At 35.6% G+C, this 19,113-nt stretch carries 18 protein-coding genes and 2 pseudogenes; 9 read left to right on the top strand and 11 right to left on the bottom strand.

Annotation, left to right across the window (positions count from 1 at the left end; translation table 11 throughout):
- Positions 1–61: 61 nt before the first annotated feature.
- Positions 62–1,504, bottom strand: coding sequence for a SulP family inorganic anion transporter (locus tag GMB86_RS07805; RefSeq protein ID WP_155218412.1), 1,443 nt, complete (start codon positions 1,502–1,504; stop codon positions 62–64).
- Between the two features lie 262 nt (positions 1,505–1,766).
- Here GMB86_RS07805 and GMB86_RS07800 point away from each other — a divergent pair, with 262 nt between their 5' ends.
- On the top strand, positions 1,767–2,252 hold the full coding sequence (locus GMB86_RS07800) for a PTS sugar transporter subunit IIA (RefSeq protein WP_329602817.1): 486 nt from the start codon (positions 1,767–1,769) through the stop codon (positions 2,250–2,252).
- Between the two features lie 276 nt (positions 2,253–2,528).
- Here the strand turns inward: GMB86_RS07800 and GMB86_RS07795 are convergent, their stop codons facing one another.
- A complete protein-coding gene (locus tag GMB86_RS07795; protein WP_155218408.1) occupies positions 2,529–3,314 on the bottom strand; it encodes an SDR family oxidoreductase in 786 nt (261 codons plus the stop codon).
- Positions 3,315–3,497: 183 nt separating this feature from the next.
- Positions 3,498–4,706 carry an NO-inducible flavohemoprotein gene (gene hmpA / locus GMB86_RS07790; RefSeq protein WP_155218406.1) on the bottom strand — a complete coding sequence of 403 codons (1,209 nt, stop codon included), beginning with the start codon at positions 4,704–4,706 and terminating at the stop codon, positions 3,498–3,500.
- 158 nt (positions 4,707–4,864) lie between these two features.
- Between hmpA and GMB86_RS07785 the strand changes: the two genes are divergently transcribed.
- A complete protein-coding gene (locus GMB86_RS07785; RefSeq protein ID WP_155218404.1) occupies positions 4,865–5,311 on the top strand; it encodes an RrF2 family transcriptional regulator in 447 nt (148 codons plus the stop codon).
- A 91-nt stretch (positions 5,312–5,402) separates the two neighbouring features.
- Here GMB86_RS07785 and GMB86_RS07780 read toward each other — a convergent pair whose 3' ends face one another.
- On the bottom strand, positions 5,403–6,176 hold the full coding sequence (locus GMB86_RS07780) for an alpha/beta fold hydrolase (RefSeq protein WP_155218497.1): 774 nt from the start codon (positions 6,174–6,176) through the stop codon (positions 5,403–5,405).
- A 131-nt stretch (positions 6,177–6,307) separates the two neighbouring features.
- Positions 6,308–6,430 carry a hypothetical protein gene (locus tag GMB86_RS15980; protein WP_268987298.1) on the bottom strand — a complete coding sequence of 41 codons (123 nt, stop codon included), beginning with the start codon at positions 6,428–6,430 and terminating at the stop codon, positions 6,308–6,310.
- A 206-nt stretch (positions 6,431–6,636) separates the two neighbouring features.
- On the opposite strand from GMB86_RS15980, the gene lepB reads away from it, so the two are divergent.
- The gene (lepB, locus tag GMB86_RS07775) at positions 6,637–7,182 is read left to right on the top strand and encodes a signal peptidase I (RefSeq protein WP_155218402.1); all 546 of its coding nucleotides are present in this window, start codon (positions 6,637–6,639) and stop codon (positions 7,180–7,182) included.
- A gap of 43 nt (positions 7,183–7,225) precedes the next feature.
- On the opposite strand, the gene GMB86_RS07770 is transcribed toward lepB, so the two are convergent.
- Positions 7,226–7,786: an RBBP9/YdeN family alpha/beta hydrolase gene (locus GMB86_RS07770; protein ID WP_155218400.1), complete on the bottom strand. Its 561-nt coding sequence runs from the start codon at positions 7,784–7,786 to the stop codon at positions 7,226–7,228.
- Between the two features lie 244 nt (positions 7,787–8,030).
- On the opposite strand from GMB86_RS07770, the gene GMB86_RS07765 reads away from it, so the two are divergent.
- Positions 8,031–8,330, top strand: coding sequence for a hypothetical protein (locus GMB86_RS07765; protein ID WP_155218398.1), 300 nt, complete (start codon positions 8,031–8,033; stop codon positions 8,328–8,330).
- A gap of 89 nt (positions 8,331–8,419) precedes the next feature.
- Here GMB86_RS07765 and GMB86_RS07760 read toward each other — a convergent pair whose 3' ends face one another.
- A complete protein-coding gene (locus GMB86_RS07760) occupies positions 8,420–8,713 on the bottom strand; it encodes a putative quinol monooxygenase (protein WP_155218396.1) in 294 nt (97 codons plus the stop codon).
- A gap of 139 nt (positions 8,714–8,852) precedes the next feature.
- Here GMB86_RS07760 and GMB86_RS07755 point away from each other — a divergent pair, with 139 nt between their 5' ends.
- A complete protein-coding gene (locus GMB86_RS07755; RefSeq protein ID WP_196220159.1) occupies positions 8,853–9,557 on the top strand; it encodes a DUF3298 and DUF4163 domain-containing protein in 705 nt (234 codons plus the stop codon).
- Here GMB86_RS07755 and GMB86_RS07750 read toward each other — a convergent pair.
- On the bottom strand, positions 9,554–10,429 hold the full coding sequence (locus tag GMB86_RS07750; RefSeq protein ID WP_230459044.1) for a S66 peptidase family protein: 876 nt from the start codon (positions 10,427–10,429) through the stop codon (positions 9,554–9,556). The two genes, GMB86_RS07755 and GMB86_RS07750, sit on opposite strands and share 4 nt — an antisense overlap.
- A 561-nt stretch (positions 10,430–10,990) precedes the next feature.
- On the opposite strand from GMB86_RS07750, the gene GMB86_RS07745 reads away from it, so the two are divergent.
- Entirely contained in the window at positions 10,991–11,890 is a 900-nt protein-coding gene (locus tag GMB86_RS07745; RefSeq protein WP_155218392.1) for an SDR family oxidoreductase, read from the top strand.
- A 345-nt stretch (positions 11,891–12,235) separates the two neighbouring features.
- Here the strand turns inward: GMB86_RS07745 and GMB86_RS07740 are convergent, their stop codons facing one another.
- Positions 12,236–13,423, bottom strand: coding sequence for an aminotransferase class I/II-fold pyridoxal phosphate-dependent enzyme (locus tag GMB86_RS07740; RefSeq protein ID WP_155218391.1), 1,188 nt, complete (start codon positions 13,421–13,423; stop codon positions 12,236–12,238).
- 301 nt (positions 13,424–13,724) lie between these two features.
- On the opposite strand from GMB86_RS07740, the gene GMB86_RS07735 reads away from it, so the two are divergent.
- Both GMB86_RS07735 and GMB86_RS07730 read left to right on the top strand, forming a co-directional pair.
- Entirely contained in the window at positions 13,725–14,987 is a 1,263-nt protein-coding gene (locus GMB86_RS07735) for an MDR family MFS transporter (protein ID WP_155218389.1), read from the top strand.
- 758 nt (positions 14,988–15,745) lie between these two features.
- Positions 15,746–16,456 (top strand): hypothetical protein, encoded by a 711-nt coding sequence (locus GMB86_RS07730; protein ID WP_155218388.1) that lies wholly within the window; start codon positions 15,746–15,748, stop codon positions 16,454–16,456.
- 202 nt (positions 16,457–16,658) lie between these two features.
- Here the strand turns inward: GMB86_RS07730 and GMB86_RS07725 are convergent.
- Positions 16,659–16,948 (bottom strand): annotated as a pseudogene (locus GMB86_RS07725) (IS3 family transposase); the annotation flags it as partial.
- Positions 16,938–17,824 (bottom strand): annotated as a pseudogene (locus tag GMB86_RS07720) (IS256 family transposase); the annotation flags it as partial. The pseudogenes GMB86_RS07725 and GMB86_RS07720, both read right to left, overlap by 11 nt.
- Positions 17,825–17,993: 169 nt before the next feature.
- On the opposite strand from GMB86_RS07720, the gene GMB86_RS07715 reads away from it, so the two are divergent.
- Entirely contained in the window at positions 17,994–18,284 is a 291-nt protein-coding gene (locus GMB86_RS07715; RefSeq protein WP_329602823.1) for a S8 family serine peptidase, read from the top strand.
- Positions 18,285–19,113 lie beyond the last annotated feature (829 nt).

The following is a 19,113-nucleotide window of genomic DNA, read 5'->3' as shown; positions in this document are numbered from 1 at the left end:
ATGAAGAAAACCCTCACTGATGGAAGTTTCACTGATAAGAGCAAGCTCGTGTATATACTTTTTAATTTGCAGATGCCTTATCTAACAGTCGTTCACTCGAATGATTTAGTCCTTTTATTTTTACATCAATATGGTTTTCCTTGTATTTCCCAACAATTTTGTCTACACCAGCTACCCCCGATTCATCCCAGATATGGGCACGTGTGAAATCAATCACAATGCCTTTTATTCCACTAGGATTAAAATCAAAGGAAGCAACAAAGTCGGTGACAGAGGCAAAGAATAGTTGGCCTTCAACTTTATAAAAAAGAGTGTGTTTTTCTTCATCTATGGTTTTTGAAATATTAATTTTTGAAATTTTTGCCGCAAAGAAAATGGCACTTAAAATAATTCCTGTAATGACACCAAAGGCGAGGTTATGGGTGATCACAACAACGATGACGGTCACCACCATCACAGCGACATCCGTCTTTGGAAATTTATGAAGCCGTTTCAATGATGTCCAATCGAACGTACTTATGGCCACAACGAACATAACAGCGACTAACGCAGCAAGTGGTACTTGAACAACAATATCACGTAACACCATAATGAGAAGAAAAAGAAAGGCTCCTGCAACAAAGGTTGAAAGCCTGCCTCTGCCGCCAGACTTCAGATTGATGACGGATTGTCCAATCATGGCACACCCTGCCGTTCCACCGAATAATCCGTTAAACATATTGCCTATTCCTTGTCCAACGCATTCTCTGTTTTTTTGACTTTCTGTATTCGTTTCTTCATCAATCAATTGTGCTGTTAATAAGGTCTCTACTAACCCAACAATGGCCAGCGATGCGGAATAGGGTAAAATAATAAGCAATGTTTCCAAATTAAATGGGATATGAGGGATTAAAAAATGTGGCAACATACTTGATACCTTTCCCATGTCACCAATTGTTTTAACAGGACTCCCTAACCAAACCGAAACAATCGTAATCACAATGATAGCAACTAACGCAGATGGAACAACTTTGGTTATTTTAGGAAAAACGTAAATAATTATAAGACCACCTGCAACCATCGCATACATTATCCATGACTCACCTGAAAAAGAGGTAAATTGAGATGTGAAAATTAAAATGGCTAAGGCATTAACAAAGCCGATCATGACTGCATGAGGGATAAATTTTACTAACCTACCTACTTTCAATAAACCTAAAATAAATTGAATGATTCCTGTTAGAAAGGTAGCTGCTAACATATACTGAATCCCATGCTCTTTGACTAGACCAACAAGAACCAAAGCCATCGCTCCAGCCGCAGCGGAAATCATACCCGGTCTTCCACCTACAAATGCAAGAATCATAGCCGTACAAAAAGAAGCATACAAACCTACCATTGGACTGACGCCTGCTATAATTGAAAACCCGGTTACTTCAGGTATAAGGGCTAAAGAAACAACAATTCCGGCTAATATATCTCCTCGAATGTTTGAAAACCATTCCTTCTTTATATGATTTATCATTTTGCACCACTTTCATTTTTTTAAGTTAAACCTAGTATAATTTTTATTATAGGAAACATAGTCTATTTAGACAACTACACGACACTATTTCATATGTTTAAACTTATTGGTTAAACAGAAAAGAATCCAATCATTCTACTAAAAATAGTTTCAGATTACTTTAACATTTCTATAAGTTATGATATACTATCTTTTATGTAAACGTTTTCTTTCTTTGTCTCTGTCATTGAAAAACTTATTTTCAACAAAAGGAGATGGGCTCGTGTTTAACAAATTATTTAAAGGAAAGAACAAAGAGAAACATGCTGATATTAAAAGTAAGTCATTTCAGTTTATTTATCCATTAGAAGGAAAAGTCATTCCAATAGAAGATGTGCCAGATCCTGTTTTTTCTCAAAAAATGATGGGAGAAGGATTTGCCATTGAGCCCACGAATAACATGGTTAAATCGCCAGTGGACGGTGAAGTTATTAGTGTATTCCCAACCAAGCATGCCGTTAGTTTAAAAGACCATATAGGCAACGAAATTTTGATCCATGTTGGCCTTGATACCGTCACCTTGAAAGGTAAAGGGTTCAAATCCTTTGTAAAAAGTGGACAATCCGTTAAACAAGGAGATAAACTATTAGAAGTCGATTTTGAATTTTTGAAAGACAAGGTTCCTTCTATTGTTACACCAGTAATCATAACGAATCTTCAAGATGAACAAAAAGTCGTTACAAAAGAAGATCATGTTGAAATTGGATAATCCGACTATTTTAAAGAGAATGGACACTTGATTCATTCTCTTTTGCTTTTGTTTACCTTAAAAAAGGATCAAATGGGTAGGGTAAAAATGAGCTTTTTACTAAGGCTATAAATCAACATAAAGTGAAACTTCCATCAGTGGAGTTTTCTTCATCCCCACTGATGGTTAGTTGAACCAATCGGACCTTTACGGGCAGTTGGTCCCCCACCTATCTTCTTTGAGTACTCAGAATCTTGAGGTGGGGGTCTTTACTTGCCGTTAAGGTGGGATAAATGTCTAAATGGCTTTAACTGCACCACCATCAATAAGAAGTGTTTGTCCTGTCATATATGTGTTTCCACTAGAAACCAAAAAAGCCACGATGCGACCAAATTCTTCTGGTGTTCCGTATCGATTAAGCGGGATCTCTTCTTTAGACTTCTTCGCGATTTCGTCTACAGGGAGACCTGATTCATCAGCTTTTTTTCGATCAAGTGATTTCACTCGATCTGTGTCAATACGACCAGGAGCAACGGTATTAACTAAAATATTGTACGGTGCAAGTTCTTCTGCTAAAGTTTTCATTAAACCTATAACGCCAGTTCGAATGGTATTTGACAGAATGAGTCCAGGAATTGGTTGTTTAACTGATGAGGAAACCACAGACATAATATGACCGCCAGATTGTTTTAGATCTGGGAGAACAGCTCTTGTTAATCGGATATAACTTAAGAGGTTTAATTCGAATGCTTTCTGCCAATCTTCGTCCGAAAAGTCATCAAATGTTCCCGCGGGTGGTCCACCGCCGTTATTAATTAATATATCAATTTTTCCAAATGCCTGGTGCGTTTTTTCAATAAGGTTCGAAATATCCGATGCTTTTGTAATATCTGCTTTGCAATACGCCACTTGACCAGCCTCATTGGCAAGTAACTCTTTTTGAACAAGGGCAAGTTTGGTTTCATCTCGACTGGTCAACATGACATTAGCCCCTTCTTTCACTAACTCAGTAGCAATGGCTTTTCCAAGACCTTGACTTGAAGCAACGACAAGCGCGACTTTTCCTTGTAAATTTAGGTTCATAAATACATCCCCTTTGTATCGTATTTCTATAGATCGAACGCCTTTTTTATATCATAACTTAAAAATATCCATTTTTAAAAATAATTCACACATATGCCCTTATGTTAAAAAAACGAGACATTCTATCATTCAGAATGTCTCGTCTAAACTATTCATTTTCCATACTACATAACATTGGTCTTATTATCCTATGGGTGTTAATTCTTCTTTAGGTCCAAAAAATTCGTAGTGTATTTGCGATTCAGGAACGTTCCAGCCCGTTAATATTTGATTAATTTGATGCATAAACGTTGTTGGTCCACAGAAATAATAATCTGAATCTTTGTCCTCAATCAATTGTTTAAGCCACTCACTATCTATTCTGCCATATCTTTTTATATCTTCATATTCATTTTTATCTTGAGATAAGGCAATATGAACATTAAGTTGTGGTGCTTTGACTTTTAGTTTTGTTAATTCTTCTTTAAACGCTAGTTTGTCTGCATCTTTAGCAGAATGAATCCATGTTATATGGCGTTCTGGATTTTCATTAATGACTTGTTTAACCATTGACAATAAAGGAGTTTGTCCTATTCCAGCACTGATGAAAACAATCGGTTTATCGGATGTTTTCATTGTAAACTCTCCAGCGGGAGCGCTCACTTCAAGCGTATCACCAGGCTTTATTTGACTATGCAAGTAATTCGAAATCAAACCATCTGGATACTGTTCTCTTCCTTTTTCCCTTTTAACACTTATTCTAAAATAATCTTTATTTGGTACATCAGATAAACTATATTGTCGGATTTGAGTATAATCAGATCCTGGAATACGGACTCTTATGCTAATATATTGGCCTGGTTGATAAAGAGGAAGTGGCTGGCCAGATTCAGGTTTTAAGTAAAATGATTTTATAATTGAACTTTCTTGTTTTATGTCAGCTACTTTAAACGGTGCAAAATCATCCCAACCGCCTTTTTTCGTGACTTCTTCTCTTAATCCATTTTCAATGGATATAAAAACATCTGCTATTTGTCCGTATGCTTCTGCCCATGCATGGATAATTTCATCTGTTGCAGCATCTTTTAAAACATGCTTTATAGCCCATAAAAGGTTCTCACCAACAATAGGATATTGTTCTGGTTTAATACCTAAACTTCGGTGTTTTTCTGCTACTAATTTTACGGATGGTAAAAGGGCTTCTAATTGATCGATATTTTTTGCCGCTTGATAGACCATTTGTGCTAAAGCACGCGGTTGAGTTAACCGTTTTTGATTTGTTTGATTAAAAACATTTTTGAGCTCAGGATTTGTCTCTAATAAGTGCTTATAAAAAGCTATGATGATTTCTTCTCCCTTACTTTCTAATACAGGAACGGTTGATTTTATAATTGCAATAGTTTTTGCATCCATAAAGAATACCCTCTTTCTCAAAAATTTATTGTCTATGACTATTATCACATATAACATGTATTTAATATACATCTTTTTCGGTGACAATGTTATGAACATTTGTTTATGTATACAGCGCGTAGTAAAAAAAAGTATACTATGTAATATGAGGTGATTTTATGAAGTTAACACAATTCAGTGACTATTCATTACGTGTTCTCATTGCACTTGGAGCACTACCTAAAGAAAGGAAAGTTAATATTGAAGAATTATCTATTTCCTTCCATATATCTAAAAACCACTTGATGAAGGTTGTTCATCAGTTAGGAAAACTAGAGTTAATTACAACTGTACGAGGTAGAAACGGAGGAATTTACTTATCTAAAGCTCCTAAGGATATTAATATAGGCTGGGTCATCAGACATACGGAAGACCATTTTCATTTAGTTGAATGTTTTAATAGAGAAAATAACCAATGCTTTATTACCCCTGTTTGCGGCTATCAAGCCATTCTAAATGAAGCGGTGAATCAATTTCTAGCCACTTTAGATAAATATACATTGGAAGACGTATTAGGGGATCGTCAATTATTACAAAACATGATTGTAAGTTCACTTCATGGGTAAAATGATTCGAAATGCATCTCCACTTAATTCATTTATTTAAAAAATAAAATCACGTAAGTCCAATAACTAGACACTACGTGATTTTACTTATTCATGTATGATTTATATCTTCATCTACCCGATTGAGCCATTCTTCAACTAAAGCTTCAAATAACATACTCTGCTCAATTTGGAGATTATGTCCTGCTCGATCAAGAACGACTGTCGTTGCTCTCGTATATCTTTTTTCTATGCCTAAAGCATCCTTATAACCAACTGTTGAATCTTGCCTACCTAATAAGAATAACGTCGGTTTATCAAATGAACCGATAGCTTCATCAACTTGGAATGAGAAGGCATACTGACTTTTTAATCTTTTTAAAACAGATTTATCAGCAAGCAGACACCCGTCCAATATCTCAGCCTTTAATCGTTTCCAATTATATTCATCGAGTACAACGTTTGATGTTCTAAAGATGTCTTGTTGACGTTGTTTTAATGTTTGTAAAAAGGCATGATCTTCGTAAATAACCGTATGTGAAGGTAAATCTCTCTCATCCATACTAGGAATAATCATTGGACAAATAAAAACAGCACCTCGTATACGGTCCTTCATTTTAGAAATAATGCCGCGAGTCAAATAACCACCATAAGATTCTCCCGCAATTAAAAATGGTCCCTCGGGAATAACCGAATGAATAAATTCGATTAACACATCCAATACATCATCTGAACCATTTACCTTCTCACAATCCGTCGTCTTCCCCATACCAGGAAGATCTATGTATATACGTCTATAACCCGCTATCTTCTTAAAAATAGGCTCCATACAGCCTTTCATTAAATGATGGTCAGGATTAAAGCCATGAATCATTAATACAGGCATACCTTCACCAATTGTTTCATAATATACCCTTGCTTTAGTCGTCTGGCATTCCACTGGCCTATCATCCTTTCAAGAGGTAAGTGAATAGTAAGATCCCTAAGAGGTTGTTCAAAAAGTCACCAAATGATAAGCTACGAATCTCGGCGTTGGCTTGTTTTTCCGGTCCTCATGTAGTAGAAACCTACATTCCGGTCCTCAAAACGGCGCCGCCTTGATCTTCTTGCTTCTAATTTGTCACCTTTTTGAACACGCACTTATAGTTGTTCAAAAAGCTAAATTTCTCTTAATTATATCGTGATCATTTCTTGTATGTCTCTATTCAATCATGGTAAATTATAGCTATTCATTAGAGAAATAGGCTATCAATCATTTAAACTATCTTAATACTTAAATCTAGATATCTAGAATATATTCTATAAACAAATAGTTTAATTGACAAACTATATGATCAATCGGGGGTATGTATGTGTCAAAATCAAATAATATCACTCGATGGGTGCTTGCCATCGGTTGTGCCATTATCATAGCTCTTCTCCTTCGAAATCTTATTTTTACTAATTATGTTGTTGAAGGTCAATCTATGATGCCGACTTTACAAGATGGCAATCGACTGATTGTTAATAAAACGGATTATCATTTAAGTAAGCCAGAGCGATTTGATATTATCATTTTCCATGCCACAAAACATAAAGATTTTGTAAAACGCATCATTGGACTTCCAGGTGATCGAATTGATTACCGAAACGATGTCTTGCATGTAAATGGACACGCTGTCAAAGAGCCCTTTTTAAATGAAAACAAGAAGAAAATCCTTTCTGGTTTATTAACAAATGATTTCCCTGATAAGGGAACCATCGAAGTGCCGAAAGATAAATTGTTTGTTATGGGAGATAATCGCTTGTATAGTTTTGACAGCCGCCAGATTGGTTTTATTGATATGAAGAATGTTGTTGGAAAAGTGAATCTGCGCTACTTTCCTTATTCAAAATTCAAGATTATCCATTAGTGACTCATTCCTATTAACGAATACTTCATGTAATGCTAAGATACTATTGTGCGACTGGATCGTTTAAACACTGATCTAAAATCCATTGCCAAGGACCGAATCCGGATTCAATATTAATATGCCCTTTGTTCTTTAGAACAGTAGATATTGCACCGCAATCTAAATATTTTTTTGCGTCCTCTATCGGGCAATAGGGATCATTCGTAGAGACAATAAGCTGTGTTTTCTTGGCAACTAAGCAAACATCACTTAAATTGTCTGGTACGGGATAAAATGACTGGATTTCCTCAACTTTGCTATATGGTGATGGTGGAGCGACTAAAATAACACGGCTTACTTTCCGATTTGTTAAGACGGCATAATGGAACCATAATATGCAGCCTAAACTATGGGTAACGACGATAATTTCTTCATCTTTTGGTATTTCATCCATTAAGGCTTTCAATATTTGGAGCCACTTTTCTTTATTTGGATGCTGTTTTTCGGGAAATGAAGGATAATAGACTGTTTCTCCTTTATTCACCAATTGCTTATATAGCCAAGTCTGCCAGTGAGCAGTCCCACTCCCACCTAACCCATGTAAAATGACAAAACTTCTTCTCATAATAAATAACCTCCGGACTTAACTAACATGTATGTTGGATTCTATTATAAATTATATACTGAAAGTATGACGAAAAGTAAGTTAAAAATTTTATAATACCCATTTGTTTACTAGGAGTATTTTTTGGACGAGGAAATAATTGAAGGCATTCACCTTTAATCACATGTGTGGTTCTCCTAACTTTTGGATATATTATCTAATAAAAGATAATAATATTTCATTTTCTGGTTAGGTGGTGTTCTCTTTGTATCGATCCATTTTTATAGGTGTCGTCTTAGTGATTATATCGGTTTTTTATGCGATCTATAAAAGAAGCTTTGATTCGTTATTAAGTGCTTCTGGTGCTTTCTCCATATTTCTTCTCATTTTAGTGATATTATCATTATGCGTATCTGCAGTCATCCACTCTATAAAATCAAACTCTCAAGATGAGCATCCTGATATTGCTTGGGCTATGCATCTTTTTATGGCTGCTTTCCCTTGTATGTTAACAGGAATTGGCTTGTATGTTTTAATGTGTTTTTATAAGTTATTTTATATGTAGATTTCTTATCACAAGAAAAAGCTCCACTTCTGAAAAAAGGAGAGGAAACTCTCATTCAGATAAGTGGAGCTATATGAACTTACCACATATTATTTAACTTCCTCGCCTCTGTAGGTGGTCACTTTCATTGGTTCTAATAAAAATTCTCCAGACTTTTCGCCAAATGCCCTAAAGTGGGGTTCTTGATTGTGAATTTTAACTGCTTCTTCATTTTTCCATTCTTCAACTACAATAAACGTATTTGGGTTTGAGACATCTTCAAAAAGATTATAACTAATATTCCCTTCTTCTCCCTTAGATCCTGCTATTAAAGGTTTCGTTTCAACAAGAAAACCTTCACGTTGTTCAGGTTTTACTTTGAATAATGCATGAATAATAATCATCTTTTATTCCTCCCGAAAAAAGTGATAATGAATGATCTCACCCTTCTTATTTTAGCTTAAATTACCATTTAAAACGATTCATGTGCCTCATATAAATGGGGATAGTATGTCATATAACGTAAGAAAGGACGTTGCCCTCATGTGTCATAAATCAAAACAAAGAAGGCTTGTCTTGTGTATAACACTTTCAATGCTCTTCTTGTTTATGGTATTTTGTCCCCTTAATCAATCTAAGGCAGCTAGAACTAACGCTGTTGTGATAAAAATCAAAGAGTTGGCTAATGACATTCAATATCCTGTTATCACAGCAGGTATTAAAAATAAAAACGTTAAAAATAAGATCAATCAATCCTTTCTGAATCACGCAAAACGTATTAAAAAAGAAGATGAGAAGGTAAAAGAACAGTATGAACATGATAAATTAATCGGCATTCCTGGTCCGTACTATGCCATGACAAAACCAATTATAAGATACAACCAGGATCACCGTTTAAGTGTCTCATTCTTAGATTCCACATTCACAGGTGGAGCTCATGGCAATACGTATGAAGAAGTGTACAACTACAATACCAATAACGGAAAAAGATATCATCTTGATGATATTGTCCGGACACCAAAACAAGTCGATAAAGTGAATCGTTATATTAAAAAACAATTGATTGAGCTGAAAGAGTCTGGACGATACGATATATTTTTAGATGAATTTAAAGGGATCGATACAAAAAAAGATCAATTTTATTTTTATAAGGATGGGTTTGTAATGGTTTTTCAACTTTATCAAATTGCCCCTTACTCGAATGGGATTATTCACATGAAAGTACCGTATTCTGTGTTGCAAGATTAAAAGGCCAAATTTAAACCAATAGGAATTCCAATGGCATCACTGCCATGTCCTAGTCGTTCCGTTTTTGCAATAGGTAAATAATATTTTTCTGTGATGTGATGAACAAGTTCTTCAATGGTTGGCTTTTGTTCTGTTTGTTGCATCTCAGAAAAAGTACCTAACAAGATACCCTTGCATGCGGAAAAAGCCCCTATTTGCTCCAATTGAGATAGCATAGATGCCATCCGAGCAGTCTTGCCTCCCAATGCTTCTAAAAAAAGAATTTTATGATTTAATTCAGGAAAATAGCGTGTTCCGGATAATTTTAAGAAGCAACGTAAATTTCCACCAACAACGACCCCTTCCATGCTCTCTCCCCGTAGCCATTGATAGGAAAAATCAGTCTGTTTTAAGACGTCTGTTTCTTGCATAAAGGCGTTAATAAACCATTCTCTTTGTCCCTCAGCATGCTGACCAATTAACGTGGTAATGGCATAATGGACTGTAGGTAAGCCTGCACATGTGAGTAGGGCATTATTAACAACAGATAAATCACTCATACCAACAAACCATTTGGGATGCTTTCTAATTGCATCAAAATCCAAATAAGGTAAAATCTGATTTGCCGCATCTCCTCCAGAGATATCAAAAATAACTTTTACATGGTCTGAAGTAAACAACCGCATCAGTTCATCCGCTCTTTCTTTTGGCGTCCCACTAAATGGCGACTCCTTTTGTTGATAAATGGTGCTTGCCCATTCCACGCCGAGATCCATTTCTGACAGAACCGTTTCTAATTGCTTCAATTTATCTTTATATTTTAAAGGGCGACCGTCTGAACAAGCCATTAATCCAATCGTGTCTCCTCTTTTTAAGATCGACAATTCTTTCAATCCTTTCTAAGTTAATTAAATCTACCAGTCAGCAACTTTCTAGACTAAAAACCTGATTTCCTCAAAATTATGGTCTAACATATTTTTCTACGCGAAGATCTACCCATCGATATATATACCTTGCTTTTATTTTAGACAGATATCTTAATTTAGTAAAACGAGCAACAATTTTGTCGAAAACTTTACTTTTCCACAAGTCAGTCTTTAATCTTCATTAATAACGCATAGTTATCCACAAAACATACGTTTTTACTCTGTTAATATTGTTAATAATGTGTACAACTACTTTTTATCTGTGTACAATGTGGATAAATCAAAGAGTTTCTGTTAATAATTCATTTTTTTATTGTGGGTAATCTGTGGTCAATTTGTTTATAACCTGTTGATAACATATAATAAAGCATCCTAATGAACGAGAATTTTGACGAAAAATAGGTTTCAGGGAAAAAATATGTCTAAATGATCAATGGTTATTTTAAAAATATTTTCCAACAATATAAAATCACACTAACAGCCCATATTGAATAGAGTAGTTTTATCCAGACAATGGGAGGTTTAATCATGTATCCAGAGTACCCCTATTACTCATCTACTGAAAAATGCGAAGAAGTTCCTTTGACTTTTCCACCACAACATCAAAATTACCAACCAGGCATGGAATATTTAATGAATCCTAAACCAATTTTTGAAAACCCAAATGTAAAAGGTTCCCAAAAATTGTTAAATAAAGTTGCGGTCATTTCAGGTGGGGATAGCGGCATTGGGCGCGCTGCAGCTGTAGCCTTTGCAAAAGAAGGGGCTGATGTCGCTATTATTTACTTAAATGAGCATGAAGATGCCGCCTTTACAAAACAACGCATAGAGCAACTAGGAAGAAGATGTTTGGCAATCCCTGCTGATCTTCAACGTGAAGCCAACTCTGTTCAATCCATTCAGCATGTTGTATCCACTTTTGGGCGGGTTGATATATTAGTGAATAACTGTGCTGTACAATATCCACAACGCAGTATTTTAAACATCTCAGAAGCCCAATTAGACCATACATTTAGAACGAATATCTATTCATTTTTCTTCTTAACAAAAGCAGCTCTTCCTTACATGGGACCAGGAAGTTCCATTATTAATACAACTTCAGTGAATGCCTATAGAGGACATAAAACCCTTCTCGACTATACATCAACAAAAGGTGCAATCGTTGGCTTTACACGTGCTCTTGCTTTGAATCTTGTTGAGAAAGATATTCGCGTCAATCAAATTGCACCAGGTCCGGTATGGACGCCTTTAATTGTTTCTTCTTTCTCAGCAGAAGAAGCTTCAAGTTTTGGGGCTGATGCTCCTATGAAACGAGCAGCTCAGCCATTCGAACTTGCCGATGCTTATGTCTACTTAGCCTCGGATTCATCGAGATATGTCACCGGTGAGTGCATTCATATTAATGGCGGTGGATTTGTTGGTGGATAATGTAGCGAGTATTTGGGATAGGGGGAGAATTATAATTATTCCCCTTATTTATTTTCTGTCACTTACCTAGTACATATAACAAGTAGCGGAGTATCATATGGATTCTCGCTCTCTTCGATGTAGAGCTTAATTCGTGAAGGGCATTGAGTATAATGGCCATTCATTAGCTTTTTCTCCTTTAAGAGGTTGTTCAAAAAGTCACCAAACCTTCCCCTCCTTAACTTAATATACTAATAAAAAGGGTAAAAACTTTCCAATATATATATGAATTGGATTGAATAGCAGTCGTAAAAAAACGCCCTGATTCAATGTAAATATCAGGACGTTACACATGTTCGTTTATTTTTAAGCAAGGGGGGTTGTGAAAATCCCCGTTTTCTTAATTCGATTGGCAGCTTCCCTTAAACGATCATCGTCTTTTAATAGGCTAAGACGTACATATTGACTGCCATTTTTTCCAAAGCCTTCACCTGGAGCAACAACGACTTGGACTTCATCTAATAAAAATTCAGTGAAGGTTCGTGATGTAAAACCTTCGGGAACTTTAAACCAGGCAAAGAAAGAGCCTTTCGGTGCAGAAACATCCCAACCAATCTCCCGCATACTCTGCACTAATACATTCCGCCTATGTTCATATAACTTAGCCAGTTCTTTAACTGAATCTTGATTCGATAACAAAGCCACAGCTGCTGCATCTTGAACAGCACCAAACACGTTGCTAAATGCATGATCATGAAAACGATCCAACGCATCAATAATAGAGGCATTACCTACGGCAAAACCTAAACGCCAGCCAGCCATGTTATATGTTTTCGAAGCTGTATAGGTTTCAACACCATACTCTTTACCACCTGGCATTTGTATTAAACTTAAAGGCTTATGACCATCAAATCCAAAAGCCCCATAGGCAAAGTCATGCATAATGGGTAGTTGATTTTCCTTCGCAAAGTCGATTGTTTTTTCAAAGAAATCAGGCGTGGCAATGGCTCCTGTCGGGTTATTTGGATAATTAATCATCAAGAGCTTGGCTTTTTCTGCAATGTCTGTTGGAACCAGATTGTAATCAGGCAAGAAATCATCTTTCTCATATACAGGGATATTAAATATTTCTGCTCTTGCAAGTTTCGCGGCTGAATAATAGATGGGATAAGTCGGATCCGTTGTAATCAGATAATCCCCTGGTTCAAGCAAAGCTTGCGGAATTCCTACAATCCCAATGGTCGAACCATTGAAAATCGTCACTTCCGTTTCCGGATCGATATCAACGTTATATTCCCGTTTGTAAAATGTACTGATCGCCTCACGAATATTTTTCTTTGCACGAAATGGTGGATAACCACGATTATCATCCCTATCGATCGCATCTTTTAGTGCTTGAACGATATGCGGTGGCGTCGGTTGATCTGGGCTGCCACTGGCGAGATTGATGACATCGATTCCTTTTTCTTTATAAGCTGTCACTTTATTTTCAATTTTACTAAAATAATTTGGGGGAAGCTGATCAACAATAGAAGATGCTTTAAAGTTCACCATTTATAAATACTCCTTTTGATTCCTTTCATCATACATCCATACGAAGGCATTAACTTTCTAATACTTAATTCAATTAGATAACTAAGGATGTCAACATACGCCACCATGTTTCAAGGAAAATTTTTATTTAATTTCTCTTTATTATGCCCTTCATTTTATCATATTTTATTCATTCATACATTTCTGTTTTTAACGAAGAATCTGTTTTATTGTCTGTGAACAATACCATTTTTACTTTTTTATGGTACAATTTAAAAGCTCTTTTTTATTTGATACGACATAGAAAGAAGGGATTCATCTCTTGCGATTCAGAGACTTCCATAAAAATATCAAAATAAGAATCATTGAAACTTTTACTAGTCGCTTTGTTGGCGGTATGATTTTCCCTTTTATGACGATTTATTTAGCGCACCACTTCGGGACAAAAACAACTGGCCTATTATTGCTTATGACTGTTTTTATTGGCATTGCAAATTCTTTTGTTGGAGGTTATTTATCGGATCAGTTTGGCCGTAAAAAAATGATGCTGATAGCTGAATTAATGCGATTTGGTGCTTTTATCATTATGATGGTATCAAATTCACCGTTTTTTGAATCAGCCATCATGACATATCTCATGATGATCATCAATAGTATCAGTTGGGGACTTGCAGGTCCAGCTAACGAAGCCATGTTGATTGATGTTAGTACCCCTGAGCAAAGAAAATTGATGTATTCGGTGACTTATTGGGCTAATAATCTATCCATAGCGATTGGCGGAATATTAGGAGCTATGCTATTTCAACACTATCTATTTGAATTGTTTATGGCGCTTTGTATTGTTCAAGGTGTCTTGGTTATTCTTGTTGCTTACTTCATTGAAGAAAGTCATTCGCCAAAGAACGACTCGATTAAACCTACCCAGCACATCATGAAGTTATTCACTAATTATAAACTTGTTTTTAAAGACAAGCTCTTTATCATTTTTGTTACGGCTGGGATACTTGTATTCTCAATGGAACTGCAACTCACCAACTATATTGGCATCAGACTCAGCAAATATATGCCGACCCAATCCTTTCTTTTCTGGAACATGGATGGAATCACGATGATGGGTTTCTTACGGAGCGAAAATACCTTTTTGGTAGCCATTCTAGTCCTATTCGTATCTAAAGTGAGTCACCTTTTAAATGATAAAGCAACTTTGATCGTGAGTTGTACTTTATTCTCGATTGGTTATGGTTGTTTATCATTTTTTACAAATGTCTGGTTGCTCATTCTATTCATGTTGATTCTCACTGTAGGTGAAGTTTTTCGTGTCCCTGTGGAACAGTCGTATACTGCAGCCATTCCACCAGATGACGCGAGAAGTACTTACATGGCCATCAATGGACTAAAATACAATATCGCTATGCTCATAACTTCTTTAACTATTACACTAAGTACCTACTTATCTGCTTTATCCATGGCTATCATAATTACAAGTATTGGTTTAATAGGTACTCTTCTTTACTTTATCATCATTCCAAAACTGGAAGCACGGATAGCGGTAAGGACTCACTCTTCTGCTATATCATGGAATTAGGGACTGCATAAATGCAGTCCCTTTTATTATTTCAGTGTTCCTGTTTTCTTGTTCAAGATAGATGATGTCTTTTTTCATTGACTGAACAGATTGACCTTATAAACTTCTTGATGATTTATATGGAAATGATCATTCTATAGCATCATTGGTTGTTTCATATTGAAGACCTTGTGTATCTGTATTCCAAGTAGATCTGTGAATCCAATACGAGGAAGCTGCTTTGAGAAAGGTAACATTAATCTTAACAAGGATTTCAAAGGTAAAAGTGAATTTGATGCAAATGTCACATGCAAAGATAAAACTGAAGCATTCTATTTGAGTTTAAAAAAATCAAAATCCAATACTAAATAGTGTGTTGTTTAAAACAAAGCTTGAGCGTTAAAACATGAATTTGCTGTGTAAACAGGAAAGCAGCGTGTAAAAGATCTGTGGATTTGAAACAAGATGCGAAGTTTGGTATAAAAACAAGAGCCATAAGTATATTGTGTTTCTCAATATAAAAAGATTGCAGAATAGACCTTAGGCCGGGTCAACTTTATTTCAAATCCACACTAAAGTAATATTTTTATGCAACAATAATTTGTAGTGTGATTTTATCAATTGGTCTTTAATGTTAGCACATTTGTAATGTATTTGTTATTTTTTTAATGGTTCGATGTTTTTCGACAACATTTTTGTTTTTATTAGGTTATTATTTGAAACATACCCATAAAGAAGGTATTTTATGAAGAAAATAGTAACAGCTTTTTTTTGCAGTAATGTTAGCCTTTGTCGTAGTAGGAAATTTATCATTTGCAGAAGAAAACTCTAAATCAAATAGTCCTCATGGGGTAACTGATGAAAAAGTTACTCTAAATCATTTAGTTGATTTCTGGAAAAGTTATGGGGTTAGTCAAAGTACAATACAGAAACTAGTTAAAAAGTGGAATAATGGACTAGCCATAGATGCTTTGAAGGGAGATGACTCTCAAGGCACAGCGACTATTCAAACATATGGCAAGTTAGATCCAATTTCCGGTAATAATCAGAAAGTTACTAAGAAAGTATATCCTGATGGATCAATAAGTGTCACTACTGTTGAAGTACCAAAAACTGATAACACAAACCCTAACTTAATTAGTCCATTGTCTGTTACTGGAGGCACGGTTACATCAGGAACAGGATATACAATCCATCATGGAGCAACTGTAGGAACTGGTAATGGTGCTGTAACTTGTTCTTTTAAAGCTGATTTTGAAAACATTAATGGTGCTTACGATCTAATTGACAGAATTTATAGTTATGATATCGTAGTTTGGGGAGGGTCATATTCTGACGTTGAACTTAAACTGGTAAGAAAATACGAAACTAGTACGTACAAAGCACATGGAATGCTAAGATTCCAAGCCATAATTGGCCCAACTGGAGCAACACAACATTTAGACCTTTATGTTGGTAAAAATACTTATTATTCCTCAACTAATATATAATAAAATATAGAATTTAAACGGAGGATTACCAATGTCTCATACACTAGTATCATATACAGGTCTTATTATTGAAATTGTATTAATAGTGTCGGTAATTGTTATTGCAGTTAATTCCACAAAAATTGTAAAAGAAATAAAGAAAAAAAACAAAAATAGTAAGTAATCTGGCACCTATGTCAAGGACACATTAAAAAAAAGAGAATTAAGCTGCTAGAAGATGATTCCTAAATTGAATAGGAGTCATCTTTTTTTAAATTCCATTGATATCGATAGTTGTTATAGTAAACATGTAATGATTTATTTTGTCCTTTAGCTCTCTTAATGATTTAGAAGATTGATAATCTACTTCATCTATTAAATGACCAAAAAAAGACTCCTGCGGGGCATTGTCCCAACATTTTCCTCTTCTAGACATTACTGGCCTAAACCATATTTCTTTAATAACTTTTGAAATTTAAGGATTGTGTAATGGCTACCCTGACCAGAATGGATTAAAGGCATCTAGGGCTGCTTGACCTGATTCAGTGTCTTCTGCTTGTTGAATCGTTTTAAAATCATCGCAGATCTCCTGACGATCTCCTATGCGCACTTTATGTAAAATATTGCGTGCTACGTGTACGAGACACGTTTGGTATCTCGCTTTTGGAAAGACGCTTGAAAGAACATCTACCATGCCTTTTAAGCCATCTGAAATGAATAATAGGACGTCTTCTACACCACGACCTTTGATTTCTTCTAGTAGTTCTTGCCAGTTATACGCCGATTCTGTTGGGGCAATCGTATAGGCAAGGACTTCCTTGGAACCATCTTCACGAATTCCAACGGCGATGTATACAGCTTCTTTGGACACGGTATCACGACGTATCGCAATATAGGTTGCATCTAAATAGACGCACACATAGCGATGATGTAGTTGGCGATGATTGAACGCTTCAACCGTTTCAGAAACTGCTTTTGTCATGTTAGAAATGGTCTGTGGCGTATAATGATGACCATACATCTTTTCAATCAGATTTGCGATTTCAGCCATCGTCATTCCTTTTTGAAAGAGGTGAATAACCGTTGACTCTAATGTGTCGTTGGAGCGTTTATAAGGAGCTATCGTCTGTTGCTTAAACTCGCCATTACGATCACGAGGAATCTGGATATTTAGGTCCCCCTATTCGGTGTGGAGAGTACGTGAATAAGAGCCATTTCGTGAATTACCAGAGTTGAAACCGATACGGTCATATTTTTCATAATCTAGAAAACTCGTAAGTTCGGTTACCAAGAGCGAGTTGATTGCTTTTTCTAAATGAGAACGAAAAACTTCCGTAATATCTTGTTTTTTACTAGTGCATCGACGATTTCTGTTGTAAGCTGGTTCATAGGGAAGACCTCTTTTCTATGGATGAGTTGTGGTGACTTTATTCTACCAGGAAAAGGTCTTCCTTTTTCATTGTTTTATTCATTTACACAAAATATTTTACACTCTCCTCTTATCCGGGTGCATATAAAGAAGCGATTAATGTAGGGATGTTAAATACAATGAGGAAAAATCTATACAAAAGAGTTTAAAGATAAAAAAGTAGATGTATTTGCACCGGGAGAAGATATTATTAGCCTGTATTTTAAGAACAAAATGACATTGGATACAGGGGTATCGTTTGCAACAGCTTATACTTCTGGTTATGCTGCTTTATTAATTCAAGAGAATAGATTGGATCATAAGTGTTGTAATCAAAAACAAATAAAACACCAAATACAAGAAAATTTACAAATAAAAAAAAAAATAAAAAAGTCGATTCTTAAGCGTTACATGATGAATCGACTTTTTTATTTATATTGAGGAGATGGGGAGTTTTAAGACAGCCTTTGACGCATTTCATGCCAATTTACCTAATGTAATTTTTGTCTCAAGTAACCTGAATTATTCATAGTTTAATTTTTTAATAGGGAATCCCTCTACATAAGCGTATTGACTACACGACAGGGCAAAGACGAATATATAGACAGGAATATCTTCATCAGTCAAATTATCTGTCAGACTCATTGTTTGTCAGGCCCAATCCACCTCAAGCTGTTCGCCTGGCTTACGTTTAATTCGTATAGTTGCTTTTGTTTTCCTAGCGTAATCATGATAGAAACGACAAAATTCCCTACAACTCTAGGGGATTTCATCACTTGCCCTACAACTTAAACAATACTCATCCCATAAAAGAGCTACGTTCACTCCTGGCTTAGCTAATTCCTTATGGATGTGTTCACAATCTGGTTTCTCCTGAAATTAGATGCCTCATGCTTTTCAGGAAACAGAAGTTCTTGATGATCACTATCTGTCATATCCACCTCTAACGGCCAAGAAATATTTAACTTTTGAGCCCTTTTAACCACCTCTCTAATCGTATTTCTCGAGTTGGTGCAACTAATGCTACCCCTTTGACTTACTCCTTGGGCATGCAGCCTAAGAATTTCTCGATATTTAACCACAAAAACCCTCCTATATAATAGATTTGCACAACATAGTGCAATTCCATTATATAGGAGGAGTGGTCCTCTGTTTGGCAGAGATGGGTCTAAAATATGTCCTAAATGGTATAAAAACATGGCAAAGGTGGGCCTATTGGGTGGCAATATTTACTAATCGCTAAATATAAAAAATTTCAGCAATAAACATG

Origin of the sequence: Terrilactibacillus tamarindi, from assembly GCF_009718825.1 — a bacterium.
In the GTDB taxonomy this organism is placed as follows: domain Bacteria; phylum Bacillota; class Bacilli; order Bacillales; family Sporolactobacillaceae; genus Terrilactibacillus; species Terrilactibacillus tamarindi.
Note: the sequence above shows the minus strand (reverse complement) of the source record. Positions and strands in the feature narration are given on the sequence as shown.